This window comes from Burkholderia sp. Bp8963, from assembly GCF_003854275.1.
In the GTDB taxonomy this organism is placed as follows: Bacteria; Pseudomonadota; Gammaproteobacteria; order Burkholderiales; family Burkholderiaceae; genus Burkholderia.
This window is the reverse complement of record NZ_QTQP01000010.1, coordinates 148,710-174,059: the sequence shown is the minus strand read 5'-3', so window position 1 is coordinate 174,059 and position 25,350 is coordinate 148,710. Positions and strand designations below refer to the sequence as shown.

Here is a 25,350-nt window from a genome sequence, read left to right as displayed (position 1 = left end):
GCCGGGCCTCGCGGCCCGGTGCGTCAGTCGGTTACTTGCTCGAAGCGAGCGCCTCGTTCAGCTGCTCGGCGGTCACCGCGCCCGGCAGGCGGCGGCCGTCCGGCAGGAAGATCGTCGGCGTGCCGGTGACATTCATCCCGCGGCCGAGCGCGAGGTTCTTGTCGAGCGCGCTCGTGTCGCAGCTCGCGGCGTTCGTCGGCACGCGATGGTCGAGCATCCAGCTCTCCCACGTCTTCACGCGGTCGGTCGCGCACCAGATCGCCTTCGACTTCGCGGTCGAATCCGGCGACAGCACCGGATACAGGAACGTGTAGACGGTGATGTTGTCGACCGACTGCAGCGTCGTTTCGAGCCGCTTGCAATACGGGCAGTTCGGATCCGAGAACACGGCGATCTTGCGTGCGCCGTTGCCCTTGACGACCTTGATCGCGTTCGAAACCGGCAGGCTCGCGAAATCGACCTTGTTGATTTCGGCGAGGCGCGCTTCGGTCAGGTTCTTGCGCGTCTTCGCGTCGACCAGATCGCCGAGCAGCACGTAGTCGCCCGATGCGTCGCTGTAGATGATCTGCGAGCCGACGTTCACTTCGTACAGGCCGGCGACCGGCGATTTCGACACGCTCTTGATCGGCGCGTCGCCGCCGAGACGCGATTGCAGCGTCGCCTTCAGTTTGTCGGTGGTCTGGTCAGCCTGCGCAGTGCAGCCCAGCGTCGCCGCTGCGACAGCAAGCACCAGCGACGCGATGCGGATCGTTTTTTTCATCGAATTCTTCCTTCAGCTCAATCGGAATGCACGGCACAGTGTACGCCGTTACGGAATCGTCTCCGACCGGGGAAGTATACGAAGGTTCGATCAGCCGAGCGCGCTCGACACGAGCCAGCGCTTGACGAGCGGTTGCGCGCCGACGAACGCCATGCCTGCATTGCGCACCGCCTTCGCGAACGAACCGGGCACCGCAAACAGCCGCTGCAGGCCGTCGGTCGCGATCATCAGCGCGCGGATGTCCTCGCGGCGCGACCGCTCGTAGCGGCGCAACAGCACGGTATCGCCAAGGTTGCGGAAGCTCTCCTTGTTCGCGATCGCATCGGCGAGCGCGGCGACGTCGCGCAGCCCGAGGTTCATCCCCTGGCCCGCAAGCGGATGGATCAGGTGCGCCGCGTCGCCGACGAGCGCGACACGGGGCGCGATCAGCTTGTCGACGGTCTGCAGTGCAAGCGGGAAGCCGGCCGCCGGCGTCACACAGTCGAGCGTGCCGACCTGCCCGTGCGACACACGCTCGACCTCGGCCGCGAGCTGCGCGGGATCGAGCGTCAGCAACTCGTCCGCGTGCGCGGTGTGCGCCGACCAGACGAGCGACACATGGCCGTCCGGCAAAGGCAGCAGCGCAACGATCTCGCCGTCGCGGAACCATTGGTAGGCCGTTTCGCGGTGCGGCAGCGACGCCTTGAAGTTCGCGACGACGCCGGTCTGCCGGTAATCGCGCCGCTCCACCCTGGCCCCCATTTGCGAGCGCACCCACGAATGCGCGCCGTCCGCACCGACGAGCAGGTCAGCCTCGAGCACCTGCCCCGACGACAGGGTGAGCACGGCCGCGTCGTCGCGCACGTCGAAGCCCTGCGCGCGCGCGTCAAACCACGTCAGGTTCGGCTGGAACCGCAGCGCGGCGTCGAGCGAGGCCTCGATCAGCGACGATTCGACGATCCACGCGAGCTGCGGCACCGAGGCCTGGTACGCGGAGAAATGGAGCTCGGCGTGCGCATCGCCGTAGACGCGCATGTCGTAGACGGGCGACAGGCGGCTGTGATCGAGCGCCTGCCAGACGCGCAGCCGTTCGAGCAGCGCCTGCGAACTGGACGACAGCGCGTACACGCGGGTGTCGAAGGCGAGGTCGGCGGGACGCGGCGTCGCCGGCTGGGCGAGCAAAGCGGTCTTGTAGCCGGACTGGGTCAGCGCGAGCGCGGCCGTCTTGCCGACGAGCCCGCCGCCGACCACGGCGACGTCGAAAGTATGATGGGCAGTCATGGCGGGCATTATAGCCGCGGGGCCAAACCCTTATGCGGCCGGACTTTGCGGGAAATCAGGGGAACCGCGCGACGGCGTGGCCGCGGCCGCCCCGCGAAGCCGGCCGTTCGGCCGATCACCGGAAACCGGCGCGTCAGCACGGTACAATAGCGCCTTTGAACGCCGGTCCGTCGCAACGCGACGGCTGCCCTCTTGTCCCGCGCCGCCGCGCCCTGTCCGGCCGCGCCGCTTCACCCGTTCGAAGGATTCCATGAGCCTCAAATGCGGCATCGTCGGCTTGCCCAACGTCGGCAAGTCCACCCTGTTCAATGCGCTGACCAAGGCCGGCATCGCCGCCGAGAACTACCCGTTCTGCACGATCGAGCCGAACGTCGGCATCGTCGAAGTGCCGGATACGCGCCTGAAGGCGCTCGCCGAGATCATCAACCCCGAGCGCATCGTGCCGGCCGTCGTCGAGTTCGTCGACATCGCGGGCCTCGTCGCGGGCGCGAGCAAGGGCGAAGGCCTCGGCAACCAGTTCCTCGCGAACATTCGCGAAACCGACGCGATCACGCACGTCGTGCGCTGCTTCGAGGACGACAACGTGATCCACGTCGCCGGCAAGGTGAGCCCGATCGACGACATCGAAGTGATCAACACCGAACTCGCGCTCGCCGACCTCGGTACCGTCGAGAAGGCGCTCACGCGCTACTCGAAGGCCGCGAAGTCGGGCAACGACAAGGAAGCGGTGATGCTCGCCGCGGTGCTCGAGAAGGTGCGTGCGCATCTCGACCAGGGCAAGGCCGTGCGCGGCCTCGCGCTGTCGGACGACGAGCAGGCGCTGCTCAAGCCGTTCTGCCTGATCACCGCGAAGCCGGCGATGTATGTCGCGAACGTGAAGGACGACGGTTTCGAGAACAACCCGCACCTCGACGCGGTGCGCAAGTACGCGGAAAGCGAGAACTCGCCGGTGGTCGCGGTGTGCGCGGCGATCGAAGCGGAAATCGCCGATCTCGACGACGCGGACAAGGAAGCGTTCCTCGCCGACATGGGCATGGCCGAGCCGGGTCTCGACCGTGTGATCCGCGCTGGCTTCAAGCTGCTCGGCCTGCAGACGTACTTCACCGCGGGCGTGAAGGAAGTGCGCGCGTGGACGATTCATATCGGCGACACGGCGCCGCAGGCGGCCGGCGTGATCCACACCGACTTCGAGCGCGGCTTCATCCGCGCGCAGACGATCGCGTTCGACGACTTCATCACGTACAAGGGTGAACAGGGTGCGAAGGAAGCCGGCAAGATGCGCGCGGAAGGGAAGGAATATGTCGTGCACGATGGCGACGTGATGAACTTCCTGTTCAACGTCTGATCCGCGTCGTTATTCGCTATATATACAGAGACATCATTGCGTATCGGATAAGACTTCACTGAACTGTTCCGACATACATCCGTCTCAAGCCCTTGATGCCGTTCATCAAGGGCTTTTTTACTTTCAAGATGCGATGGAGTAGAGACGGTAGAAGAAATTTCCGTCGAACATAACGGAACTCGATTTGCTGCGCGCTATTGTGTATTCGACGACGAACTCGTTGTTTATCTGCCAGATAATTCGGCACGCTCCACGATTCTGCGGGGGCTACATCCGGAGTCTGCTGCAATGACTCATCTCGTGGCTTTTGTCAGACGATAGAAATAGTGCTTGCGGACCTGTATCGGGGATCACTAGCAGTGCACTGCTACCATTAAAAAATGGCCTGACCAGCATTGCCAGTCAGGCCATTTTTCATGGCGAGATTTCTCACGTCAGCAGGCGGCAAGCGCTCACGCCCACCGCCATCGCGTCACTTCATCACGTCGCCGACACGCGCCGCCCCGCGCTCGCCTGCGCATCGCGGCTACGCTTGTTCAGCCACGACGCGAACAGCACGATCAGCGCGAGCACGGCCGTAGCGCCGACTTCCATCCGGTGATCCTCGCTCACGAGCATCACGGTCAGCGTGCCGCAGATGAACAGGATCACCGCCCACGTGAGCCACGGGAACATCCACATCCGCAGCGTCAGATCCGCACCGGTCACCTCGAGCGTGCGGCGCATCCGCAACTGCGAGATCGCGATCACGAGGTACACGAGCAGCGCGATCGCACCCGACGTCGCGAGCAGGAAGCCGAACACCTGCTCGGGCATCAGGTAGTTCGCGATTACCGTCACGAAACCGAACGCGGTCGACGCGAGCACGGCCGCGCGCGGCGTGCCGGTCGAATCCGTGCGATGCAGGAAGGCCGGCGCGTCCTTGCGCTTCGACAGCGAGAACAGCATCCGCGACGCCGTGTACAGCGCCGAGTTCAGGCAGCTCGCCACCGACACGAGCACGATCACGTCGATGATCGCCTTTGCATTCGGAACGCCGATCAGTTCCATCGCGCGCTGATACGAGCCGTGCTTCGGCAGCAGCGGGTCGTCCCACGGCACGATGGCCGCGACGATGAGGATCGAGCCGAGATAGAACAGCGTGATGCGCCAGATCACCGAGTTGGTCGCGCGCACGATCTGACGTTGCGGGTTGTCCGATTCGGCGGCCGCGATCGTCACGATCTCGGTGCCGAGGAACGAGAACATCGTCGTCAGCATCGCCGCGAGCACCGCGCCGGGGCCGTTCGGCATGAAGCCGTGGTGCGCAAACAGGTTCGACACGCCCGATACGGCCGGCGCGGGCACGATGCCGACGATGGCCGCGCCGCCGATGCACAGGAACACGACGATCGCGACGACCTTGATCAGCGCGAACCAGAATTCGAATTCACCGTAGTTCTTGACGGAGAAGAGGTTGGTTATCGTCAGCAGCAGCGTAATGCCGAGCGCGAAGATCCAGGTCGCGACGCCGGGGAACCACGCATTGAGGATGGTCGCGGCGGCGGTCGCCTCGATCGGGATCACGAGCACCCAGAACCACCAGTACAGCCAGCCGATCGAGAAGCCGGCCCAGTGGCCGATCGCGCGATCGGCATAGGTGGAGAACGAACCGCTGTCAGGATGGGCGACGGCCATCTCGCCGAGCATGCGCATCACCAGCACGACCAGCACGCCCGCGATCGCATACGCGAGTATCGATGCCGGGCCGGCTTCCGCGATCGCATGGCCGGAGCCGACGAACAGCCCCGCGCCGATCACGCCCGCAATCGACATCATTGTCACGTGGCGCTGCTTCAGGCCGGTGCCGAGGCCTGTCTTACTACCATTCATGTGTCTCTCTCCAAAAAACGGTTCCGGTTCGACCGGGTGTCGCGTGAAGGTGGCGCCGGGGATTGTCGTTCTCGAACCGGACGCGGCAGGACGTGCGTCGCACGTCGCTCTGGTGCCGGGTCCGCGGCCGCTCGGGCAGGCGCGCCATGCAGATCTGCGAATCTGCGGGAGCGATGCGTTGCACGTGTGCAGGCGCATCGCGGCGCCCTTTCCGTCAGCGTATTGGGGAACCACCTTCGAGCGAAGGAGTGTAAGCATCAAACGGTTCTTCACTAAGAACCAATTGATGAATTTCGATGGAACCACTTGTTGCATCGACGCGAATCGATACAACAATCGCGCCGTCCGGCAGCGCGTCACGCGTTGCCGCGCGCCATCTCGTCGCGCCACCTGGCGGGCACGATCGCCCGCCATTCTCGCAGAAGCAGTTTTTCACGGCCTCGGGATATCGGGCGAAACGCCTATCCGCCCGTCGCACATACGGCCACCGGCGCGCGCCCGCTGACTGCGACGATCGCGAACGCGATCGCGTTCGCGGCGGCGCTGGCGAGAATCGGCACCAGATACCCGCCGCCGGCATCGTAGATGAAGCCCGCGGCAGCCGGCCCGATCAGCGTGCCGAACGCGATGCTCGTGTAGAGCACGCCGATGATCCCGCTTACGTTGCGGCCGCCGAAATAGTCCATCACGACGGCCGGCAGCACGGCGACCCAGCCGCCGTAGAACACGCCGAATACGAGTGCGAACGCGGCGAGTGTCGTGAAATCGCCCGCGCCTGCCCACGCGACGAGCGCCGCCGCCATGCCGGCGAACATCGCAAGCAGCGACGCGCGGCGGCCGAAGCGATCGGCAAGCCCGCCGAGCAAGAACCGGCCCGCCGTGCTGCCGACGCCGATCGCGCCGAGCAGCAGCACGGCCGCCGCGGGCTTCACGCCGTGATCGAGCGCGTACGGCACGAGATGCACGAACGGCACGAACACGCCGAACGAGCATACGAGGCATGCCGCATAGAGGCTCGCGAACGGCCGCGACATCACGGCCTCGCGGACGGTCGCGCCGGCGGGTGCTCGTGCGGCATGCTCGCCTGCCGCCGGATGGCCGGCCCCCGGATGGCCGGCCCCCGGATGGCCGGCCCCCAGGTCCCCATCCGGCAGCAGCCCGCGTCCGCGCGGATCGTTTTCGATCAGCAGCGACATCCCCGCGCCGAGCACGACCGCCAGCCCCGCCAGCGTCCAGTACGCGCCGCGCCAGCCGACGTGCGCGATCAGCGCGGACGCGAGCGGCGGCATCACGAGCGTGCCGACGCCGATGCCCGCGACCGCGAGCCCCGACGCGAAGCCGCGCCGCCGCACGAACCAGCGCTGCACCGCGCCGACGGCCGGCACGTACGCGCAGCCGACGCCGAACCCGACACCGAGCCCGTATGCGGCATAGACCTGCAGCAGCGAATGCGCGGCCCCGGCGGCCGCGAGCCCGGCGGCCGTCAGCAGCATCCCGGTGACCGCGAGCCGCCGCGAGCCGAAACGGTCGGCGAGCGGCCCGCTGACGATTCCGAAGCCGAAATACAGGAAGCCCGCAAACGAAAACACGAGCGAGATCTGGCCCCGGGACGCGGCGAAATCCCGTTGCAGCGATTCGACGAAGGCGCTGAACGTGTACGCGCTGCCGAAACCGACGAACGTCACGGCGAATGCGGCGGCGACCACGTACCAGCCATAGAAATGGCGCGACGCGCCCGGGCGGTTCATGACGATGCTCCTCTCAGGTCCATTCCGGCGCAGCAACAGGCGGCATCCGGATTGCCTCGTGGATATAGTTGAACTATGTTGATCGTACCGGCCGCCATCAGCCGCCGGCAGCGATACGATTCGTGGCAACTACGTTACTCGGGCGCCCCGCTCGTCTCAAACGATATTTCGTCGGCCTTTCGCTTTAGAAAAACTGAATGAACCGTTCCCGCCTGCCGCCGCTCAACGCGTTGCGCGCGTTCGAGGCGGCCGCCCGCCACCTGTCGGTGAAGTCCGCGGCCGAAGAGCTGTCGGTCACGCCCGGCGCGGTGAGCCAGATGATCCGCACGCTCGAGTCGCATCTCGGCGTGCTGCTGTTCGAGCGGGTGAACCGCGGGATTCTGCTCACCGCCGCCGGCCGCGACTATCTCCCGCCCGTGCGCAACGCGTTCCGCCAGATCGCCGACGCATCGCAGCGCGTATCGGGCGCCGCCGACAGCGGCGTGCTGACGGTGAGCGTCACGCCGTTCTTCGCGTCCGCGTGGCTCGTGCCACGCCTCACGCAGTTCCGGCACGCATGTCCGGACGTCGACTTGCAGATCGTTGCGAGCCACGCGCTCGCGGACTTCGCACGCGACGGCGTCGACGTCGCGATCCGCCACGGCCTCGGGCGCTACGTCGGGCTGTGCAGCGAACGGCTGCTGACGGTCGAGATCGTCGCGCTCGCGTCGCCCGAACTCGTCGCGCAGCTCGGCATGCCGGCGACGCCGGCCGATCTCGTCGGCTGGCCGCACCTGCACGACGCCGAGCGCAAGGGCTGGCACATCTGGTTCGACGCGCAGCGGATCGACGATTTCGGCCCGCCGCGCGGACCCGCGTTCGACGATTCGGGCCTGCTGCTGCAGGCGATCCTCGCCGGCCAGGGCGCCGGGCTGCTGCCGGCCGCGATGGTGCGCGACCAACTCACGAGCGGCCGGCTCGTGCAGCTCGCCGACGTCGCATGGCTCGACGATTTCGCGTACTACCTCGTCTATCCGGCGCATCATGCGGAACGGCCGAAGGTCACCGCGTTCCGCCGCTGGATTCTCGCCGCCGCGCAGGTCGACGGCGCGGCGGCGATGGCCGGCGCGACCTGACGCGGCGGCACATACAGCTTCAGCCGCCATCGGCGCGGCACGTGCTCGGGGCACGGCGGCGGCGTCGAGTGGCTGTGAGCCCGGGCGCGGCGGCGCCAAGCGACCCGAGCGGCCCGAGCGGCCACGCGCCGCGCCAGTGGCGGCCAGCGCCGCAGTACAATAGCCGCTCGCGCCGCCGACACGCGGCGCTCCTGCCGCAAGACCTGCGGCACTCTCCGGACCGAATCACCCGACGCCGCGACGCGTGCCCGCACCGCGGCGGCTTCAACTTTTGACTTTCTCAAGCACATGGCCCAATACGTTTTCACGATGAACCGGGTCGGCAAGATCGTGCCGCCCAAGCGCCAGATCCTGAAGGACATCTCCCTGTCGTTCTTCCCCGGCGCGAAGATCGGCGTGCTCGGCCTGAACGGCTCGGGCAAGTCGACGCTGATCCGCATCATGGCGGGCGTCGACAAGGACATCGAAGGCGAAGCGACGCCGATGCCGAACCTGAACATCGGCTACCTGCCGCAGGAGCCGCAGCTCGACCCGACGAAGACCGTGCGCGAAGCGGTCGAGGAAGGCCTCGGCGACCTGTTCCAGGCCAACAAGAAGCTCGACGAGATCTACGCGGCGTATGCCGAGCCGGACGCCGACTTCGACGCGCTCGCGGCCGAGCAGGCGAAGTACGAAGCGATCCTCGCGTCGAGCGACGGCGGCAGCCCCGAGCAGCAGCTCGAAGTGGCCGCCGACGCGCTGCGCCTGCCGCCGTGGGACGCGAAGATCGAGCACCTGTCGGGCGGTGAAAAGCGCCGCGTCGCGCTGTGCAAGCTGCTGCTCGAAAAGCCCGACATGCTGCTGCTCGACGAACCGACCAACCACCTCGACGCCGAATCGGTCGACTGGCTCGAGCAGTTCCTGGTGCGCTTCCCGGGCACCGTCGTCGCGGTCACGCACGATCGCTACTTCCTCGACAACGCGGCCGAGTGGATTCTCGAGCTCGACCGCGGCCACGGCATTCCGTGGAAGGGCAACTACAGCAGCTGGCTCGACCAGAAGGAAGAGCGCCTGAAGCAGGAAGAAGCGTCGGAATCGGCACGCCAGAAGGCGATCAAGAAGGAACTGGAGTGGGTGCGCCAGAACCCGAAGGGCCGCCAGGCGAAGTCGAAGGCACGTATCGCGCGCTTCGAGGAGCTGAACAGCCAGGAATACCAGAAGCGCAACGAGACGCAGGAAATCTTCATTCCGGTCGGCGACCGCCTCGGCAACGAAGTGATCGAGTTCAAGAACGTCAGCAAAGCATACGGTGATCGCCTGCTGATCGACAACCTGAACTTCAAGATTCCGGCTGGCGCGATCGTCGGCATCATCGGCCCGAACGGCGCCGGCAAGTCGACGCTGTTCCGCATGCTGACGGGCAAGGAGCAGCCGGATTCGGGCGAGATCGTGAAGGGCCCGACGGTGAAGCTCGCGTACGTCGACCAGAGCCGCGACGCGCTCGACGGCTCGAAGACGGTGTTCGAGGAAATCTCGGGCGGCGCCGACATACTGACGGTCGGCAAGTACGAGACGCCGTCGCGCGCGTACATCGGCCGCTTCAACTTCAAGGGCGGCGACCAGCAGAAGATCGTCGGCAACCTGTCGGGCGGCGAACGCGGCCGTCTGCACCTCGCGAAGACGCTGATCGCCGGCGGCAACCTGCTGCTGCTCGACGAACCGTCGAACGACCTCGACGTCGAAACGCTGCGCGCGCTCGAAGATGCGCTGCTCGAGTTCGCCGGCTCGGTGATGGTGATCTCGCACGATCGCTGGTTCCTCGACCGGATCGCGACGCACATCCTGTCGTTCGAAGGCGATTCGCAGGTCACGTTCTTCGATGGCAACTACCAGGAGTACGAAGCCGACAAGCGCGCACGCCTCGGCGAGGAAGCCGCGAAGCCGCATCGCCTGCGCTACAAGCCGATCAGCCGCTGAACGAAAAAGCGGGCCAGTGGCCCGTTTTTTTATCTGAGGGCCGCCCCGCGCCTACGCGAGCGCGCCCAGTTCGCGCAGCCGCGCCTCGGTGGCCGCGCCGCTCGTGTGGTGAATGCCGTGCCAGCCGAGCGCCGTCGCGGCGGCGGCGTTCTTTGCGTTGTCGTCGATGAACACGATTTCGTGCGGCGCGATGCCCGGCAGATGCGGTTCGATCCGCGCGTGCATCTCGTGGTAGATCGCCGGGTCGGGCTTCACGAGCTTCACGCGGCCCGACACGACGATCTCCTTGAAGCGCCGCAACACCGGGAAGTGCTCCCACGCATACGGGAACGTCTGCGCCGACCAGTTCGTGAGCCCGAAGATCGGCATCCGCTGCGCGTCGAGCCGGTCGACGAGCGCCTCGCCGTCCGCGAGCACGCCACCGATCATCTCGTGCCAGCGCGTGTAGAACGCGCGGATCAGCGCGTCGTGTTCCGGATACTTCGCGACGCGTTCTGCCGTGCCTTCCTCGATCGTCTGCCCGCCGTCCTGCTTGATCACCCAGTCCATCCCGCACACGTGCGTCAGGAACCAACGGCGCTCGTCGTCGTCGGGAATCAGCTTGCTGTACAGATAGTCGGGGCTCCAGTCGATCAGCACCCCGCCGAAATCGAACACGACTGCCTTGATCGTCATGCAAACTCCGTCGCAAGCACGTCGGCGAGCGGACGCGGCGTCACCGCGTTGCCCGACAACGTGCTGCTTGCCCAAGTGAAATGGTGAGGCGCGACGATCTGCGCGGCGAACCGGTGCGCGCTCGTTCGTCGTATGCAGGTCGGACACGACCATCGTCCGGTAGCCGAGTAACGCCCCGCATCAGATCGGCTGCGTGCGCGCCTCCAGCCATGCCTTCGCTTCGCCGCTCACGTGCCGGCCGACGCGCTCGCGCACCGTCGCATGGTACGCATTGAGCCACGCGCGCTCTTCCTCGTGCAGCATCTCGACCAGCACGCAACGCGTATCGATCGGGCAAAGCGTGAGCGTCTCGAACGCGAGGAAGTCGCCGAACTCGGTCTGGCCGGCCGCCCGGTTGACGACCAGGTTCTCGATCCGGATGCCCCACTTCCCGGGCCGGTACACGCCCGGCTCGATCGACGTGATCATCCCCTCTTCCATCGCGGTGTACGGCTCGGCCGGTGCGTAGTGCGAAATCACCTGCGGGCCTTCGTGCACGTTCAGGAAATAGCCGACGCCGTGGCCGGTGCCGTGGCCGTAGTCGAGCCCGGCCGACCACATCGGCGCGCGCGCGATCGCGTCGAGCATCGGCGAGCGGATGCCGCGCGGAAAGCGCGTGCGCGACAGCGCCATCATCGACTTCAGCACGATCGTGAAGTCGCGCCGCTGCAGGTCGCTGACCGTGCCGACCGGCACGACGCGCGTAATGTCGGTCGTGCCGCTCACGTACTGGCCGCCGGAATCGACCAGCAGCAGGCCGTCGCCGGCGATCGCCGCATGCGATTCGGCCGTCGCGCGGTAATGCGGCATCGCGCCGTTTGCGTTGAAGCCGGCGATCGTCGCGAAGCTCGGCGACACGTAGCCGGGACGCCGGGCGCGGGCGGCAGTGAGCTTTTCGTCGATCGTCAGTTCGGTGATCGGCTCGCGGTTCACCGCCTGCTCGAACCACGCGAAGAATTCGGCGAGCGCAGCGCCATCGTGCTCCATCGTCACGCGCACATGCTCGATCTCGGCGGGCGTCTTGCGCGATTTCGCGAACGTCGACGGATTGACGGCCTCGATCAGCTTCACGCCGGACGGCACAGCCTCGAGCGTGCCGTAGGTCACGCGGCGCGGATCGATCAGCAGCGTCGCGCCGTCGGGCAGCGCGGCGAGCGCCGCGCGCGCGGCGTCGTACGGCCGCACGTCGACGCCGTCCTGCGCGAGCGACGCGGCGAGCGCGGGCGGCACCTTGCCGTCGGCCACGAACAGCGTCGCGCGATCGGCGCCGATCATTGCGTGCGCAACGAATACCGGGTTGAAATTGACGTCCGCGCCGCGCAGGTTGAACAGCCACGCGAGATCGTCGAGTGTCGACACGAAATGCCATTGCGCACCCTGCGCATGCATCGCGCGTCGCACCTCGGCGAGCTTGCTCGCACGCGTCGCGTCGGCCTGCGGCGCGGCGTGCTCGAACACCGCGTCGCCGGGCAGCCCCGGCCGCTCGGGCCAGATCGCATCGAGCAGGTCGAGATCGGTGCGCAGCGCGATGCCGCGCGCGGTCAGCGCAGCGGTGAGCGCACGCGCGGCCGCGACGCCGAGCACCGCGCCGTCGACGCCCACCGTCGCGCCTGCCGCCACGTTCTGCGCGAGCCAGTCGACGTGCGGCGCACTCTGCTGCCCGCCCGTCATCTTCATCAGCGTGACGCCGCTGCCGGCCAGTTCCGCGTCGGCCTGCACCCAGTAGCGGCTGTCGACCCACAGCCCCGCGAAATCGGCAGTGACGACGAGCGTGCCGACCGAGCCCGTGAAGCCGGACAGCCAGCGGCGCGCCTGCCAGCGTTCGGGCAGGTATTCGGACAAGTGGGGATCGGCGGACGGCACGAGATAGGCGGCCAGGTTCTCGCGGACCATCACGCCGCGTAGCAGCGCGAGACGAGCCGGCACCGACGTGGCTTCGGGAAGACGGGCATTCATGATTTCACCTGAGCAATCAGCGACGCGCCGCCAGCGCGACCGTCGCGGCCACGGCAAGGAACGCGACGCCGGTGCAGACCGGCCATTCGAGCGTCTCGCCGTCGTAAAAGAGTCCTGAGAGATTCCCGGCCATCTTCGCCGCAACCGCGCCGACGATGCCGACGAGGACAGCCGCCCGCCAGCCCGGCCAGCCGTCGCGCCGCAACGGATGCAGCCACTGGCCGAGCAGCCCGACGGCCGTTCCCAGAACGATGATTCCAAACCAGTTCATTCGACGCCCTTAGGGTCTGTTTACATAGGGAACGCGCATGCAGGCCCGAATTGAAAGTTCATTTCACGGGAATGCCCGTTCCAAATGTAAACAGACCCTGCAATTTCGGATTCGTCCCATAGGCGTGAACGATTCATGCGGCTAGCATCGACCCATCCATCGAACCTGAGATCAGCAGGTACTTGCCGCGGAACGTTCCAGTGTAGGGGCCGACCGGAGGTTATGGCAAGCGCGCACCGGCTGCCGTAATGAAGAAATTCCCATGCGAATCGCCCTGATCGATCCGGATGCGCGTCACTCAGCGCTCTTGAATCGCCTTCTCTTCGCGGGCGGCCACGTCTGCCACCCGTTCGCGTCCAGCGCCCGCTTCTTCGAGTGGCTCGCGACCGATACCTGCGACATGCTGATTACCGGCGACTGGGCCGGCGACCAGCCCGCCGAGGAAGTGATCCCGCGTGCGCGCGCGATCCTGCCCGGCCTGCCGGCGATCGCCGTGATGCGGATGCCGCGCGAAAGCGAGATCGTGTCGTGCCTGCACGCGGGCGCCGACGACTGCATCGTCAAGCCGGTCAGCGGCCCGGAACTGCTCGCGCGCGTCAATGCGCTGATGCGCCGCGCGGGCGTCCGGCGCCCGCCGAACCGTTCGCGCGATACGTATGGAGAATACGCGTTCGATGCCACGCACGGCCTCGTGCGCTTCGGCGACGAAGTCGTCGCGCTCACGCCGAAGGAGTTCCGCTTCGCGCTGCTGATGTTCGCAAACCTGTCCCGGCCCGTGTCGCGCGCGCATATCCTGGAAACGGTCTGGGCGCGCCGGCGCGACATGAAGTCGCGCACCCTCGACACCCACGCATCACGGCTGCGCAGCAAGCTGAAGCTGCTGCCCGAGCGCGGCTACCAGCTGCTGCCGCTCTACGGCTATGGCTACCAGCTCGACCAGGTGCCGGTCGAGCCCCCGAATTGCCGCCCGGGTCTCGCGGACGCCCGCTACACTTCGAGTGACGGAATCGCCGAGACGCTATAATACGAGGCTAAACGATAGCCCTTGATATGCAACTCCTCACGATCGGAATCAACCACCACACTGCGCCTGTCGCCCTGCGCGAACGCGTGGCGTTTCCGCTCGAACAGATCAAGCCGGCTCTCGTGACGTTCCAGAACGTCTTCCTCGGCCCCCAGGCGCCCAACACGCCCGAAGCAGCGATCCTCTCGACCTGCAACCGTACCGAGCTCTACTGCGCGACCGACGACCGTGCGGCACGCGAAGGCGCGGTGCGCTGGCTGTCGGAGTATCACCGGATTCCCGTCGACGAGCTCGCGCCGCACCTGTACGCGCTGCCGCAGTCGGAAGCGGTCCGGCATGCGTTCCGCGTCGCGTCGGGCCTCGATTCGATGGTGCTCGGCGAAACCCAGATCCTCGGCCAGTTGAAGGACGCGGTGCGCACCGCGTCGGAGGCCGGCGCGCTCGGCACCTACCTGAACCAGCTGTTCCAGCGCACGTTCGCAGTCGCGAAGGAAGTGCGCGGCACGACCGAGATCGGCGCGCAGTCGGTGTCGATGGCCGCTGCGGCGGTCCGCCTCGCGCAGCGCATCTTCGAGAAAGTGTCCGATCAGCGCGTGCTGTTCATCGGCGCAGGCGAAATGATCGAGCTGTGCGCGACCCACTTCGCCGCGCAAGGCCCGCGTGAGCTCGTCGTCGCGAACCGCACCGCGGAGCGCGGCCAGAAGCTCGCCGAGCGCTTCAACGGCCGCTCGATGCCGCTGTCGGAGCTGCCGGCCCGCATGCAGGAGTTCGACATCATCGTGTCGTGCACCGCGTCGACGCTGCCGATCATCGGCCTCGGCGCGGTCGAGCGCGCGGTGAAGGCGCGCCGCCACCGGCCGATCTTCATGGTCGACCTCGCGGTGCCGCGCGACATCGAGCCCGAAGTCGGCAAGCTGAAGGACGTGTTCCTTTACACCGTCGACGATCTCGGCGCGATCGTGCGCGAAGGCAACGCATCGCGCCAGGCCGCGGTCGCGCAGGCCGAAGCGATCATCGAAACACGCGTGCAGAACTTCATGCAGTGGCTCGATACGCGCAGCGTCGTGCCGGTGATCCGTCACATGCACACGCAGGCCGATGCACTGCGCCGCGCTGAAGTCGACAAGGCGCAGAAGATGCTCGCGCGCGGCGACGATCCGGCCGCCGTGCTCGAAGCGCTGTCGCAGGCGCTGACCAACAAGCTGATCCACGGCCCGACGAGCGCGCTCAACCGCGCGAACGGCACCGACCGCGATTCGCTGATCGACCTGATGCGCAGCTTCTACCAGCACGCACCGCGCTCGAACGACCAGTCGGGCCACTAGCGCCGACCGATCGCCGCGCCGCCGGCTCGCCAGCCGGCCTATTCTTTCCGTATACCTTGCCCGGGAGCGCCGCTCCACACCCATGAAGACGAGCATGCAACGCAAGCTCGACCAGCTTTCCACACGGCTGGCCGAACTGAACGACCTGCTGAGCCGCGAGAACGTCACGGCCGATCTCGACCAGTACCGCAAGCTGACCCGCGAGCACGCGGAACTCGACCCGGTCGTCGGACAATACGCGCTGTGGCGCCAGTCGCTCAGCGATGAAGCGGCGGCGCAGGAACTGCTCGCCGATGCGTCGATGCGCGATTTCGCCGAGGACGAGATCAAGAGCGCGCGGGAGAGCATGGCCCGTCTCGAGACCGAGCTGCAGAAGATGCTGCTGCCGAAGGACCCGAACGACGACCGCAACATCTTCGTCGAAATCCGCGCGGGCACGGGCGGCGACGAATCGGCGCTGTTCGCGGGCGACCTGCTGCGCATGTACCTGCGCTTCGCGGAACGCCAGCGCTGGGAGGTCGAGATGATGTCGGAGAGCGCGTCGGATCTCGGCGGCTACAAGGAAGTGATCGTACGGATCGCGGGCCAGGGCGCGTACTCGCGGCTGAAGTTCGAATCGGGCGGCCATCGCGTGCAGCGCGTGCCGGCGACCGAGACGCAGGGGCGCATCCACACGTCCGCGTGCACGGTCGCGGTGATGCCGGAAGCCGACGAGATCGGCGAGATCGAGATCAATCCGGCCGACCTGCGGATCGACACGTTCCGCGCGTCCGGCGCGGGCGGCCAGCACATCAACAAGACGGATTCGGCGGTGCGCGTCACGCACCTGCCGACCGGCATCGTCGTCGAATGCCAGGACGACCGTTCGCAGCACAAGAACAAGGATCGCGCGCTGAAGGTGCTCGCCGCGCGGATCAAGGACAAGCAGTATCACGAGCAGCACGCGAAGGAAGCCGCGACCCGCAAGAGCCTGATCGGCTCGGGCGACCGCTCGGAACGGATCCGCACGTACAACTTCCCGCAGGGCCGGATGACCGATCACCGGATCAACCTGACGCTGTACCGGCTCGAAGCGATCATGGACGGCGATCTCGACGAGCTGATCGCCGCCCTCGTCAGCGAGCACCAGGCCGAGCTGCTCGCATCGCTCGGCGATGCCGACTGAGCCCGCAATGAGCACCCCGACCGCCCTCGACCTGCTGCGCGCGTCGCCGCTCGACGCGGTCGACGCGCGCGTGCTGCTCGCCTGCGCGCTCGGCTGGACGCGCACGCAGCTGATCACGCGCGGCGACGAGCCGCTCGACGCGGCCGCGGTGGAACGCTATCGCGCGCTCGAGGCGCGCCGCGCGGCCGGCGAGCCGGTCGCGCAGCTGGTCGGCATGCGCGAATTCTTCGGGCGGCCGTTCGACGTGACGCCCGACGTGCTGATCCCGCGCCCGGAAACCGAATTGCTCGTCGAAGCGGCGCTCGACGCGATCGACGGGATCCCGCATCCGGCCGTGCTCGATCTCGGCACCGGCAGCGGCGCGATCGCGGTATCGATCGCGGCCGAACGGCCCGACGCGCGCGTATGGGCGCTCGACCGCTCGCCGGCCGCGCTCGACGTCGCCGCACGCAACGCCGGCAAGCTGCTCGACGCGCGCCGGCCGGGCGGGCCGCTGCAATTGCTGCAAAGCGACTGGTATGCCGCGCTCGATCCGGCGCTCGCGTTCGACACGATCGTCAGCAACCCGCCATACATCGCGCAGCACGATCCGCACCTGTCGCAGGGCGACCTGCGCTTCGAGCCGCGCGGCGCGCTTACCGACGACGCCGACGGCCTGAGCGCGATCCGCGCGATCGTCGCAGGCGCCAGAGCACACCTGAAGCCGGGCGGCACGCTGTGGATCGAGCACGGCTACGACCAGGCCGAAGCGGTGCGCGCGCTGCTTGCCGCGCACGGTTTCGTCGCGGTCGAATCGCTCGCCGATCTTGCCGCGATCGAGCGCACGACGGGCGGCAGGCTGCCCGGCTGATGCATGCCCACGCCCGGCCCGCGCGGTTGAAATCCGCTATCATTTCCTTCTAACGCCCCGCCAACGCAAGGTCAGTCATGGACACCCAACAACGTATCAAGCAAATCGTCGACGAAAACCAGGTCGTGCTCTTCATGAAGGGCAACGCGCAATTCCCGATGTGCGGCTTCTCGGGCCGCGCCGTGCAGGTGCTGAAGGCCTGCGGCGTCGACCAGTTCAAGACGGTCAACGTGCTCGAAGACGAAGAAATCCGTCAGGGCATCAAGGAATTCTCGAACTGGCCGACCATCCCGCAGCTGTACGTGAAGGGCGAATTCGTCGGCGGCTCGGACATCATGATGGAGATGTACCAGTCGGGCGAACTGCAGCAACTGTTCGCTGCCGCGTAATCCCCCTCCGTCGATGGAACCGCGCAGCGCGCCGCCGCGCCGCCTGATCGTCGCGATCACCGGCGCCACCGGCGCGATCTACGGCGTGCGGCTGCTCGACATGCTGCGCGCCGCCGGCGGCGTCGAAACGCACCTGCTGATTTCGAGCGCCGGCTGGCTCAACATCCAGCACGAACTGAACCTGACGAAGACCGATGTCGAACGCCGCGCGGACGTCGTCCACTCGGTGCGCGACGTCGGTGCGACGATCGCATCAGGTTCGTTCGCGACCGACGGCATGGTGATCGCGCCGTGCTCGATGAAGACGCTCGCGAGCGTCGCGCACGGCCTGTCGGACAACCTGATCACCCGCGCCGCCGACGTCACGCTGAAGGAGCGCCGCCGCCTCGTGCTGATGGTGCGCGAAACGCCGTTCAACCTCGCGCACCTGCGCAACATGACCGCCGTCACCGAAATGGGCGGCATCGTGTTTCCGCCGCTGCCGGCCTTCTACGCGATGCCGAAGACGATCGAGGAACTCGTCGACCAGACGGTCGCGCGCGTGCTCGACCTGTTCGCGCTGAGCGCACCGCTGACCACGCCGTGGGAAGGCATCCGGCACGCTCAGTAACCTCAAGCATCCCTTCCCGCCTCCTTCTTCGCCCCTTCTTCGTGGAATTTCCGCGATTTCGACCGCTTCACCAGGCATTTCCGCCGAACGCCACGCCTTCGCGCGCGCACCCGATCTGCGAGCGGCAATCCCGGCCAATTGACAACCATCGAGAGTCAATCAAATTCCCGGCGGCCCATTTATCAATATCCGGTGCACGCCTATAGTCACAGGCAACATCACTGCAGACCACCATCATGAACCGCTTGCCGTCGCTCTACCTGTCCCACGGCGCCCCGACGCTGCCGATCGATCCGACGTTGCCGTCCGGGGCGTTCACCCACCTCGGCGCCGAGCTGCCGCGCCCGCGCGCGGTGCTGATGCTGTCCGCGCACTGGGGCACCCAGCAGCCGGTCGCGAGCGTCGCGCAGCGTCCGGAAACGATCCACGACTTCTACGGATTCCCGCGCGCGCTGTACGAGATCCAGTACCCGGCGCCGGGCGCGCCGGACGTCGCCGAACGCGCGGCGAGCCTGCTGAACGCGGCCGGCATCGCGACGGGCACGACCGAGCACGGCCTCGATCACGGCGCGTGGGTGCCAATGCTGCTGATGTTTCCGGAAGCGGACGTGCCGGTCGCGCAGTTGTCGATCCAGCCGCGCGCGGACGCGGCCCATCACTTCGCGCTCGGCCGCGCGCTGCGGCCGCTGCGCGACGAAGGCGTGATGGTGATCGGTTCGGGCCAGATCACGCACAACCTGCGCGCCGCCGACTTTGGCGCGGCACCCGAGGATGCCGATCCGCGCGTCGCCGAATTCACCGACTGGTTCGACGCGAAGCTCGCCGCGCGCGACATCGACGCGCTGCTCGACTATCGCCGCCAGGCGCCGCATGCGGTGCTGATGCATCCGACCGACGAGCACCTGCTGCCGGTGTTCGCGGCACTGGGCGCCGCAGACGACGATTACCAGCTCGGCATCCAGTCGCTCGGCACCTATCAGCGCGTGCTCGCGATGACGAACTACGTGTTCGCCGGCGCGACCGCGTAAGCGTCAGCCGTCGGTGGCGCTGCCTGCGCCGCCGGCACGAACAAAATACAAAAAGCCCGTCCGAGCGAACCGCTCGAACGGGCTTTTCTTGCTGCTGGACCTGCCGCCGCCGATTCCGGCGGCAGGTCAGCCTGCGTCAGGCACCGACGCCTTCGAGGATCTCGTCGTGCGACTCGCGCTCGTCGAGATACTTGGTCCGGTAGCCGGTATTCACGCCCCAGAAGTAGAACACGAGCGAGATCGCCGCGACGATGAGCATGTCCCAGCCGTACGGCAGGATGCCATGACCGCCGAATTCCTTGCTGCCGATCAGCGACAGGATCGCCATCGTCGGCAGGTACGCGACGAGCCACCACGCAGCCTTCAGGTCGTCACCCCAGCCACCCCAGCCGGACTTCGCCTGGAAGTAGAAGTACACCGGCAGCGCGACGATCATCAGCAGGATGATTTCGCCGGTCAGCGGCCACTTCGCCCAGTACAGGATCAGCGACGCGCAGACGAACGCGAACGGCGCGATCAGCTTCATCAGCGGGATCGACAGCGGACGCTCGATGTCGGTCGCCGCGCGGCGCAGCGCCATCAGGCTGATCGGGCCGGTCAGGTACGAGATCACCGTCGCGACCGAGATCACCGCCGCGAGCGAGCTCCAGCCGCGGAAGAAGAACAGGAAGATGAACGAGACCAGCAGGTTGAACCACATCGCCTGGCGCGGCACGCCGTAGAGCGGGTGCACGTTGCCGAACATCTTCGGCATTGTGTTGTTGCGCTCCATCGCGTAGATCATCCGCGTGGTCGTCGCCATGTAGGTCGTGCCGGTGCCGCTCGGGCTGATGAACGCGTCGACGTACAGCAGGATCGCGAGCCAGTTCAGGTTCAGCGCGATCGCCAGTTCGGCGAACGGCGACGAGAAGTTGAAGTGCGCCCAGCCCTTCGCGACGTCGGCCGGATTCACCGAACCGATGTACGCCATCTGCAGCAGCACGTAGATCACGAGCGCGAGCAGGATCGACGTGATCACCGCGAACGGCACGCTGCGCGACGGATTGCGCGCTTCACCCGCGAGGTTGACCGGGCTCTGGAAGCCGTTGAACGCGAACACGATGCCGCTCGTCGCGACCGCGGTCAGCACCGCCGACCAGCCGTACGGCGCGAAGCTCGCGCTCGACGCCGTGCCGAGGTTCTCCGAGTGGAAGCTCGACAGCATCAGGCCGGCGATCGTCAGGCCGGGGATCAGGAACTTGAAAATCGTGATCGCCGTGTTCGCGCGCGCGAACGCCTTCACGCCCCAGTAGTTCAGCAGGAAGTAAATGACCACGAGGACGGCCGACAGCAGCAGGCCCATCGTCTGTAACTCGCCGTTGACGAACAGTGCGTGCGCCCACGGATACGGCCACGTACTCATGTACTGGATCGACGCCTCAGCCTCGATCGGGATCACCGATACGATCGCGATCCAGTTCGCCCACGCGCTGATGAAGCCCACCAGCGAACCGTGCGAGTAGCGCGCATAGCGAACCATGCCGCCCGACTCGGGGAACATCGCGCCCAGTTCGGCGTACGTCAGCGCGATCGCGAGAATCACGACCGCGCCGATGATCCATGCACAGATCGCGGCCGGACCGGCGATCTTTGCGGCCTTCCAGGCGCCAAACAGCCAGCCCGAGCCGATAATCGAACCCAGCCCCGTCAGCATCAGTGCAAACGGGCCGATGTTCCGTTGAATAGAACTCTTCACATCCTCTCCTGTGTCTCAAAAAGCATGGTCGGCCCGCAGCCCGGGATCGGCTCGAACTGCACCGCGCACGCATTCTTGGAGGGACGGATCACTCGGTCGGAGCAACCCGGTCCACGCGGCGCGTAGTTTAACGGTTGCACCTGCACATTTGCGCCAAAATCGATCGCCCCCTACAAAAAATTCGCGAAAACTGCAATGTTTGTAAGCTCTAAATTCGTAATAACCCTGAGAGCATGGAAATACGGTTGACCGCGCGGCGAATTCGCCGTATAAAGATCCACGCAGGATTTCAAGCGGCGAGTGAATTGGTTCTTTCGTAGTTCGCCCATCAACGGTACTCCGGTTGGTCCCATTACCCCTTCCTTGATTTTCCGCGCCCCATGGGCTTCGGCCCCGTTTTATCTTTTTAGGAACAAGTAACATGGCAACCGGTACCGTCAAGTGGTTCAATGACGCTAAGGGCTTCGGCTTCATCACCCCGGAAGGCGGCGGCGACGATCTGTTCGCGCACTTCTCGGAAATCCGCGTCGAAGGCTTCAAGACGCTGCAAGAAAACCAGAAGGTCGAATTCGAAGTGAAGACGGGCCCGAAGGGTCTGCAAGCTGCGAACATTCGCCCGCTGTAAGTTCAGCGCGAGAATTCGTCTGAATGAAAAAGCCCCGCTTCGGCGGGGCTTTTTTTGTTTCGTCACCGGCGACGATCAGCCGAACAGCCGCTGCGCGTGGATCCCGAGACCGGTCGCAACGCTCGCGAGACGGTCGCCGAACACCGGCTGCGCATCCGCGAACGCCGCCGCGAGCGCGCCCGACAGGAACGCGAGCCCGGTCGAGCCACCGGTGAAGTACAGTGCGCCGACATCGCGCGGCGCGACGCCGGCGAGCCGCACCGTTTCGCGCGCGGCATCGACGATCCGCGCAGTGTCGTCGCGGCTCGCGTCGACCAGGCGGTCCGCGTCGAACGCGATCTGCAAGTCTTCCTCGACATCGTTCAGGTCGATCATCGTGTCCCCGCCCGCCGCGACGCCGATCTTCGCCTCTTCCGCGCGCGCCATCAGCGCATGGCCGAGCCGCAACTCGACCACCCGCACGAGCCGGTCGAATTGCCGCACGTCGCGATACAGGTGCTTCATCAGCTTCAGCTCGCCGAGCCGCTTCGGCGTGTAGACGGTGTTGATCAGGTGCCAGGTCGCGAGATCGAAGTAGGTCCGGTTCGGCAGCTCGCGCCCTTCCGGGTCGAGCGAGCGGTAGCCGAACGCGGGCAGGATCGCCGACAGCTCGACGCGCCGGTCGTAATCCGTGCCGGCAACGTGCACGCCGTGGTGCGCGAGCACGTCGTCCTTGCGCTCGAGGCGCGCCATCCGGTCCGGGCCGACCCGCACCAGCGAGAAGTCGGACGTGCCGCCGCCGATGTCGGCGACGAGCACGAGCCGCTCCGCGCTCTGGCGCGACTCGTAGTCGAACGCGGCGGCGATCGGTTCGTACTGGAACTGCACGTCGGCGAAGCCGACCGCATGCGCGGCGGCGTCGAGCTGGTCCTGCGCGAGGCGGTCCGCGCGCGGATCGTCGTCGACGAAGAACACCGGCCGGCCGAGCACCGCGCGGCCGATCGGCGCGCCCGCGCATGCTTCGGCCTTGCGCTTCAGGTGCGTGAGGAAGCGCGCGATGATGTCCGTGTAAGCGATCGCGGAGCCGTCGCCGAGATCGGTGGTCGTCTCCGCGAGCGGCGAACCGAGGATGCTCTTCATCGAGCGCATCAGGCGGCCATCGAAACCGTCGATATACGACGCGAGCGCCGTGCGGCCGTATTCGACCGTTTCCTCGTCGTTGTTGAAGAAGATGGCGGTCGGCAGCGTCAGGTGATCGCCCTCGACGGGCGCGAGGCGCATGCCGTCGCCGTCGGGCAGCGCCACAGCGGAATTGGACGTGCCGAAGTCGATCGCGCAGTAAGTCATGGGAAGGTGCCGCCGCATGGCCGGCGCGAAAACGGAAAGGAGGGGCTTTTTAACATGAAGCCCGCGGGATCACAACCGGCGGGCGGCCCCCGACCGGTGGATCCCGCCCGATGCCATATCGTCCGGCCGGGCCTGCGGCAAACCGGCCGCCGCCGTCAGGCCGCCGACGCGAAACTCTTCTTCCACGCCCCTGCGTACACGACCTCGCCCAGCGGATGCCGCGTGCGCGGCGCTTTCTCGCGATCGCGCAGCACCGGATCGAGCTTGTCGACGTCGCCGTAATGGCCGAGCGCGATCATCGCCGGAATGGCGACGTCCGCGGGGATCGCGAAAGCCGCGCGGAACGCATTCGCGTCGAAGCCGCTCATCTGGTGCGCAGCCAGCCCGAGCGCATGCGCCTGCAGCACCAGCGCCATCGCCGCGGCGCCCGCGTCGTACAGCGCGGTCGGCGCCGGCTCGCCCTTCGACGTGAGCGTATGCGCGGTGACCGCGATCAGCACCTGGCCGGGCGCGTTCCAGCCCTGGTTGAACGGCACCAGCGTCGCGAACGCCCGCTTGAACGCCGCTTCATCCCGCGTACGGTCGAACACGACGAAGCGCCATGGCTGCGCGTTGTAAGCGGACGGCGCCCAGCGCGCCGCCTCCAGCACCGCATGCAGGTCGTCGGCGCTGACCGGCGCGTTCGAATAGGCGCGCGGGCTCCAGCGGCCCGCGATCAGTTCGTGGATCGAAACAGTGGTGGGAGCAGGTTTGACAGACATGCGGATCCTCGCTGACATCGATGAAGGGGCGCGAACGCCGGGCGAATCGCAAGCATAACCGCTTGCGCGCCTGCGTGCCCGGCTGCGCCGAGCAATACCGATCGCCGATCCGGAAACGACCGGGCCGCGCGGCCCCCGCGCCCCCGCGCCCCCGCGCCCCCGCGGCCCCGTTATCCGATGCGCGACGCCCGTCAGACTGCCTGCGCAGCGGTGCGCGCTGCGCCGCGGTTGATGCGCAGCACGATCAGCGCGCCGACGATGCACAGCCCGCCGGATATCATCGACGCGATCGTATAGGTGCCGAGGCTTGCGCGCAGCATGCCCGCGCCGAGCGCCGCAAACGCCGCGCCGAGCTGGTGGCCCGCGACGATCCAGCCGAACACGACCGGCGCGGCGGCCTTGCCGAATACGTCGGTGGCAAGCCGCACGGTCGGCGGCACGGTCGCGATCCAGTCGAGCCCGTAAAACATCGCGAACAGCGGCAGCCCGAAGAAGTCGATGCCGAACGCATGCGGCAGGTAGATCAGCGACAGCCCGCGCAGCCCGTAGTACCAGAACAGCAGCACGCGGTTGTCGTAGCGGTCCGACAGCCAGCCCGACAGCGTCGTGCCGAACAGGTCGAACACGCCCATCGCAGCGAGCAGCGACGCGCCCTGCACTTCGGTCATCCCGTAATCGCTGCACATCGCGATCAGGTGCGTGCCGACGTAGCCGTTGGTGCTCGCTCCGCAGATGAAGAAGCTGAAGAACAGCAGCCAGAAGTCGCGCGAGCGGCTCGCGGTGAGCAGCGTGCGGAACGCGACGGCGAGCGGGTTCTCCTTCGTCGCTTCGGCGGCCGGCGGCGCATCGGCCGGCTCGCCGTACGGGCGCAACTGCACGTCGGCCGGGCGCTCCGGCAGCAGCAGCGCGACGAGCGGAATCACGATCGCCGCCGCCACCGCGACGACCAGCACGACCGGCCGCCAGCCGTGATGCTGCGCGATCGCCGCGAGCATCGGCAGGAACACGAGCTGGCCGGTCGCCGTGCTCGCGGTCAGCACCCCCATCACGAGGCCGCGGCGGGCGTGGAACCAGCGCGTGACGAAGGTCGCCGACAGCGTCAGCGCGACGACGCCCGTCGAGCTGCCGACCATCACGCCCCAGATCAGCACCATCTGCCAGCTCTGCGTCATCATCGACGACAGCGCGACGCCCGCGCTCAGCGTCGCCAGCGCGGCCAGGATCGTCGGCCGCAGCCCGAAGCGCTGCATCGCCGCGGCCGCGAACGGGCCGGTAAGCCCGTACAGCGCGATGTTCACCGAAATCGCCAGCGAGATCGCCGCGCGGCTCCAGCCGAGCTCCCGTTCGAGCGGGATCATCAGTACGCTCGGCGTCGCGCGCGTGCCGGCCGCCGCCAGCAGGATCAGGAATACCACTGCCGCCGCGAGCCATCCGTAGTGGAACCGCCCGCCGATTCGTCTTGCTGCCCAATTCATGTCCACGTTCTCCCGTGTCGGAGTGAGCGCTTCGGCGCTT

General features: G+C 66.9%; 22 protein-coding genes and 3 pseudogenes. 12 read left to right on the top strand and 13 right to left on the bottom strand.

Features of this window, described 5'->3' with window-relative positions; all coding sequences use genetic code 11:
* Positions 1-31: 31 nt before the first annotated feature.
* Both DID96_RS11435 and DID96_RS11430 read right to left on the bottom strand, forming a co-directional pair.
* The gene (locus DID96_RS11435; protein ID WP_124599430.1) at positions 32-760 is read right to left on the bottom strand and encodes a DsbC family protein; all 729 of its coding nucleotides are present in this window, start codon (positions 758-760) and stop codon (positions 32-34) included.
* Between the two features lie 90 nt (positions 761-850).
* A complete protein-coding gene (locus DID96_RS11430; RefSeq protein WP_124599429.1) occupies positions 851-2,029 on the bottom strand; it encodes a UbiH/UbiF family hydroxylase in 1,179 nt (392 codons plus the stop codon).
* Between the two features lie 241 nt (positions 2,030-2,270).
* Here DID96_RS11430 and ychF point away from each other — a divergent pair, with 241 nt between their 5' ends.
* Positions 2,271-3,365: a redox-regulated ATPase YchF gene (ychF, locus tag DID96_RS11425; protein WP_124599428.1), complete on the top strand. Its 1,095-nt coding sequence runs from the start codon at positions 2,271-2,273 to the stop codon at positions 3,363-3,365.
* Between the two features lie 480 nt (positions 3,366-3,845).
* Here ychF and gabP read toward each other — a convergent pair whose 3' ends face one another.
* The 3 genes and pseudogenes from gabP to DID96_RS11410 all read right to left on the bottom strand — a co-directional run bounded on the left by gabP (position 3,846) and on the right by DID96_RS11410 (position 6,985).
* A complete protein-coding gene (gene gabP / locus DID96_RS11420; protein WP_124599427.1) occupies positions 3,846-5,237 on the bottom strand; it encodes a GABA permease in 1,392 nt (463 codons plus the stop codon).
* 356 nt (positions 5,238-5,593) lie between these two features.
* A pseudogene (locus DID96_RS39515) lies at positions 5,594-5,724 on the bottom strand (MmcQ/YjbR family DNA-binding protein); the annotation flags it as partial.
* On the bottom strand, positions 5,699-6,985 hold the full coding sequence (locus DID96_RS11410; RefSeq protein WP_124599425.1) for an MFS transporter: 1,287 nt from the start codon (positions 6,983-6,985) through the stop codon (positions 5,699-5,701). The pseudogene DID96_RS39515 and the gene DID96_RS11410, both read right to left, overlap by 26 nt.
* A 197-nt stretch (positions 6,986-7,182) precedes the next feature.
* Between DID96_RS11410 and gcvA the strand changes: the two genes are divergently transcribed.
* The 3 genes and pseudogenes from gcvA to ettA all read left to right on the top strand — a co-directional run bounded on the left by gcvA (position 7,183) and on the right by ettA (position 10,056).
* Complete coding sequence (gene gcvA, locus DID96_RS11405) at positions 7,183-8,100, top strand: transcriptional regulator GcvA (RefSeq protein ID WP_124599424.1); 918 nt, start codon at positions 7,183-7,185, stop codon at positions 8,098-8,100.
* Positions 8,101-8,178: pseudogene (locus DID96_RS11400) on the top strand (DUF3761 domain-containing protein); the annotation flags it as partial.
* A 210-nt stretch (positions 8,179-8,388) separates the two neighbouring features.
* Complete coding sequence (gene ettA / locus DID96_RS11395; protein WP_124599423.1) at positions 8,389-10,056, top strand: energy-dependent translational throttle protein EttA; 1,668 nt, start codon at positions 8,389-8,391, stop codon at positions 10,054-10,056.
* Positions 10,057-10,107: 51 nt separating this feature from the next.
* On the opposite strand, the gene DID96_RS11390 is transcribed toward ettA, so the two are convergent.
* The 4 genes and pseudogenes from DID96_RS11390 to DID96_RS11375 all read right to left on the bottom strand — a co-directional run bounded on the left by DID96_RS11390 (position 10,108) and on the right by DID96_RS11375 (position 12,997).
* Complete coding sequence (locus DID96_RS11390) at positions 10,108-10,731, bottom strand: HAD family hydrolase (protein ID WP_124599422.1); 624 nt, start codon at positions 10,729-10,731, stop codon at positions 10,108-10,110.
* Positions 10,728-10,905 (bottom strand): annotated as a pseudogene (locus DID96_RS38840) (cysteine hydrolase); the annotation flags it as partial. The gene DID96_RS11390 and the pseudogene DID96_RS38840, both read right to left, overlap by 4 nt.
* A gap of 6 nt (positions 10,906-10,911) precedes the next feature.
* Entirely contained in the window at positions 10,912-12,726 is a 1,815-nt protein-coding gene (locus tag DID96_RS11380) for an aminopeptidase P family protein (RefSeq protein WP_124599421.1), read from the bottom strand.
* A 16-nt stretch (positions 12,727-12,742) separates the two neighbouring features.
* Positions 12,743-12,997: a hypothetical protein gene (locus tag DID96_RS11375; RefSeq protein WP_124599420.1), complete on the bottom strand. Its 255-nt coding sequence runs from the start codon at positions 12,995-12,997 to the stop codon at positions 12,743-12,745.
* A gap of 262 nt (positions 12,998-13,259) precedes the next feature.
* Between DID96_RS11375 and DID96_RS11370 the strand changes: the two genes are divergently transcribed.
* The 7 genes from DID96_RS11370 (at position 13,260) to DID96_RS11340 (ending at position 19,388) form a co-directional block, all read left to right on the top strand.
* Positions 13,260-14,021, top strand: coding sequence for a response regulator transcription factor (locus DID96_RS11370; protein ID WP_124599419.1), 762 nt, complete (start codon positions 13,260-13,262; stop codon positions 14,019-14,021).
* Between the two features lie 26 nt (positions 14,022-14,047).
* Positions 14,048-15,346, top strand: a complete 1,299-nt coding sequence (gene hemA, locus DID96_RS11365) for a glutamyl-tRNA reductase (protein ID WP_124599418.1) — start codon at positions 14,048-14,050, stop codon at positions 15,344-15,346.
* Between the two features lie 82 nt (positions 15,347-15,428).
* Positions 15,429-16,511, top strand: coding sequence for a peptide chain release factor 1 (prfA, locus tag DID96_RS11360; protein ID WP_124599417.1), 1,083 nt, complete (start codon positions 15,429-15,431; stop codon positions 16,509-16,511).
* A 7-nt stretch (positions 16,512-16,518) separates the two neighbouring features.
* A complete protein-coding gene (prmC, locus tag DID96_RS11355; protein WP_124599416.1) occupies positions 16,519-17,361 on the top strand; it encodes a peptide chain release factor N(5)-glutamine methyltransferase in 843 nt (280 codons plus the stop codon).
* A 77-nt stretch (positions 17,362-17,438) separates the two neighbouring features.
* Positions 17,439-17,750 (top strand): Grx4 family monothiol glutaredoxin, encoded by a 312-nt coding sequence (grxD, locus tag DID96_RS11350; RefSeq protein WP_124599415.1) that lies wholly within the window; start codon positions 17,439-17,441, stop codon positions 17,748-17,750.
* Between the two features lie 13 nt (positions 17,751-17,763).
* Entirely contained in the window at positions 17,764-18,360 is a 597-nt protein-coding gene (locus tag DID96_RS11345; RefSeq protein ID WP_124599414.1) for a UbiX family flavin prenyltransferase, read from the top strand.
* Positions 18,361-18,596: 236 nt separating this feature from the next.
* Positions 18,597-19,388 carry a class III extradiol ring-cleavage dioxygenase gene (locus DID96_RS11340; RefSeq protein WP_124599413.1) on the top strand — a complete coding sequence of 264 codons (792 nt, stop codon included), beginning with the start codon at positions 18,597-18,599 and terminating at the stop codon, positions 19,386-19,388.
* Positions 19,389-19,524: 136 nt separating this feature from the next.
* On the opposite strand, the gene DID96_RS11335 is transcribed toward DID96_RS11340, so the two are convergent.
* The gene (locus tag DID96_RS11335; RefSeq protein WP_124599412.1) at positions 19,525-21,123 is read right to left on the bottom strand and encodes an APC family permease; all 1,599 of its coding nucleotides are present in this window, start codon (positions 21,121-21,123) and stop codon (positions 19,525-19,527) included.
* 421 nt (positions 21,124-21,544) lie between these two features.
* Between DID96_RS11335 and DID96_RS11330 the strand changes: the two genes are divergently transcribed.
* On the top strand, positions 21,545-21,748 hold the full coding sequence (locus DID96_RS11330) for a cold-shock protein (RefSeq protein ID WP_006400508.1): 204 nt from the start codon (positions 21,545-21,547) through the stop codon (positions 21,746-21,748).
* 75 nt (positions 21,749-21,823) lie between these two features.
* On the opposite strand, the gene DID96_RS11325 is transcribed toward DID96_RS11330, so the two are convergent.
* The 3 genes from DID96_RS11325 to DID96_RS11315 all read right to left on the bottom strand — a co-directional run bounded on the left by DID96_RS11325 (position 21,824) and on the right by DID96_RS11315 (position 25,310).
* Entirely contained in the window at positions 21,824-23,074 is a 1,251-nt protein-coding gene (locus DID96_RS11325; RefSeq protein WP_124599411.1) for an Hsp70 family protein, read from the bottom strand.
* A gap of 155 nt (positions 23,075-23,229) precedes the next feature.
* Positions 23,230-23,835, bottom strand: a complete 606-nt coding sequence (locus tag DID96_RS11320) for a nitroreductase family protein (protein ID WP_124599410.1) — start codon at positions 23,833-23,835, stop codon at positions 23,230-23,232.
* A 191-nt stretch (positions 23,836-24,026) separates the two neighbouring features.
* Complete coding sequence (locus DID96_RS11315) at positions 24,027-25,310, bottom strand: MFS transporter (RefSeq protein ID WP_124599409.1); 1,284 nt, start codon at positions 25,308-25,310, stop codon at positions 24,027-24,029.
* Positions 25,311-25,350 lie beyond the last annotated feature (40 nt).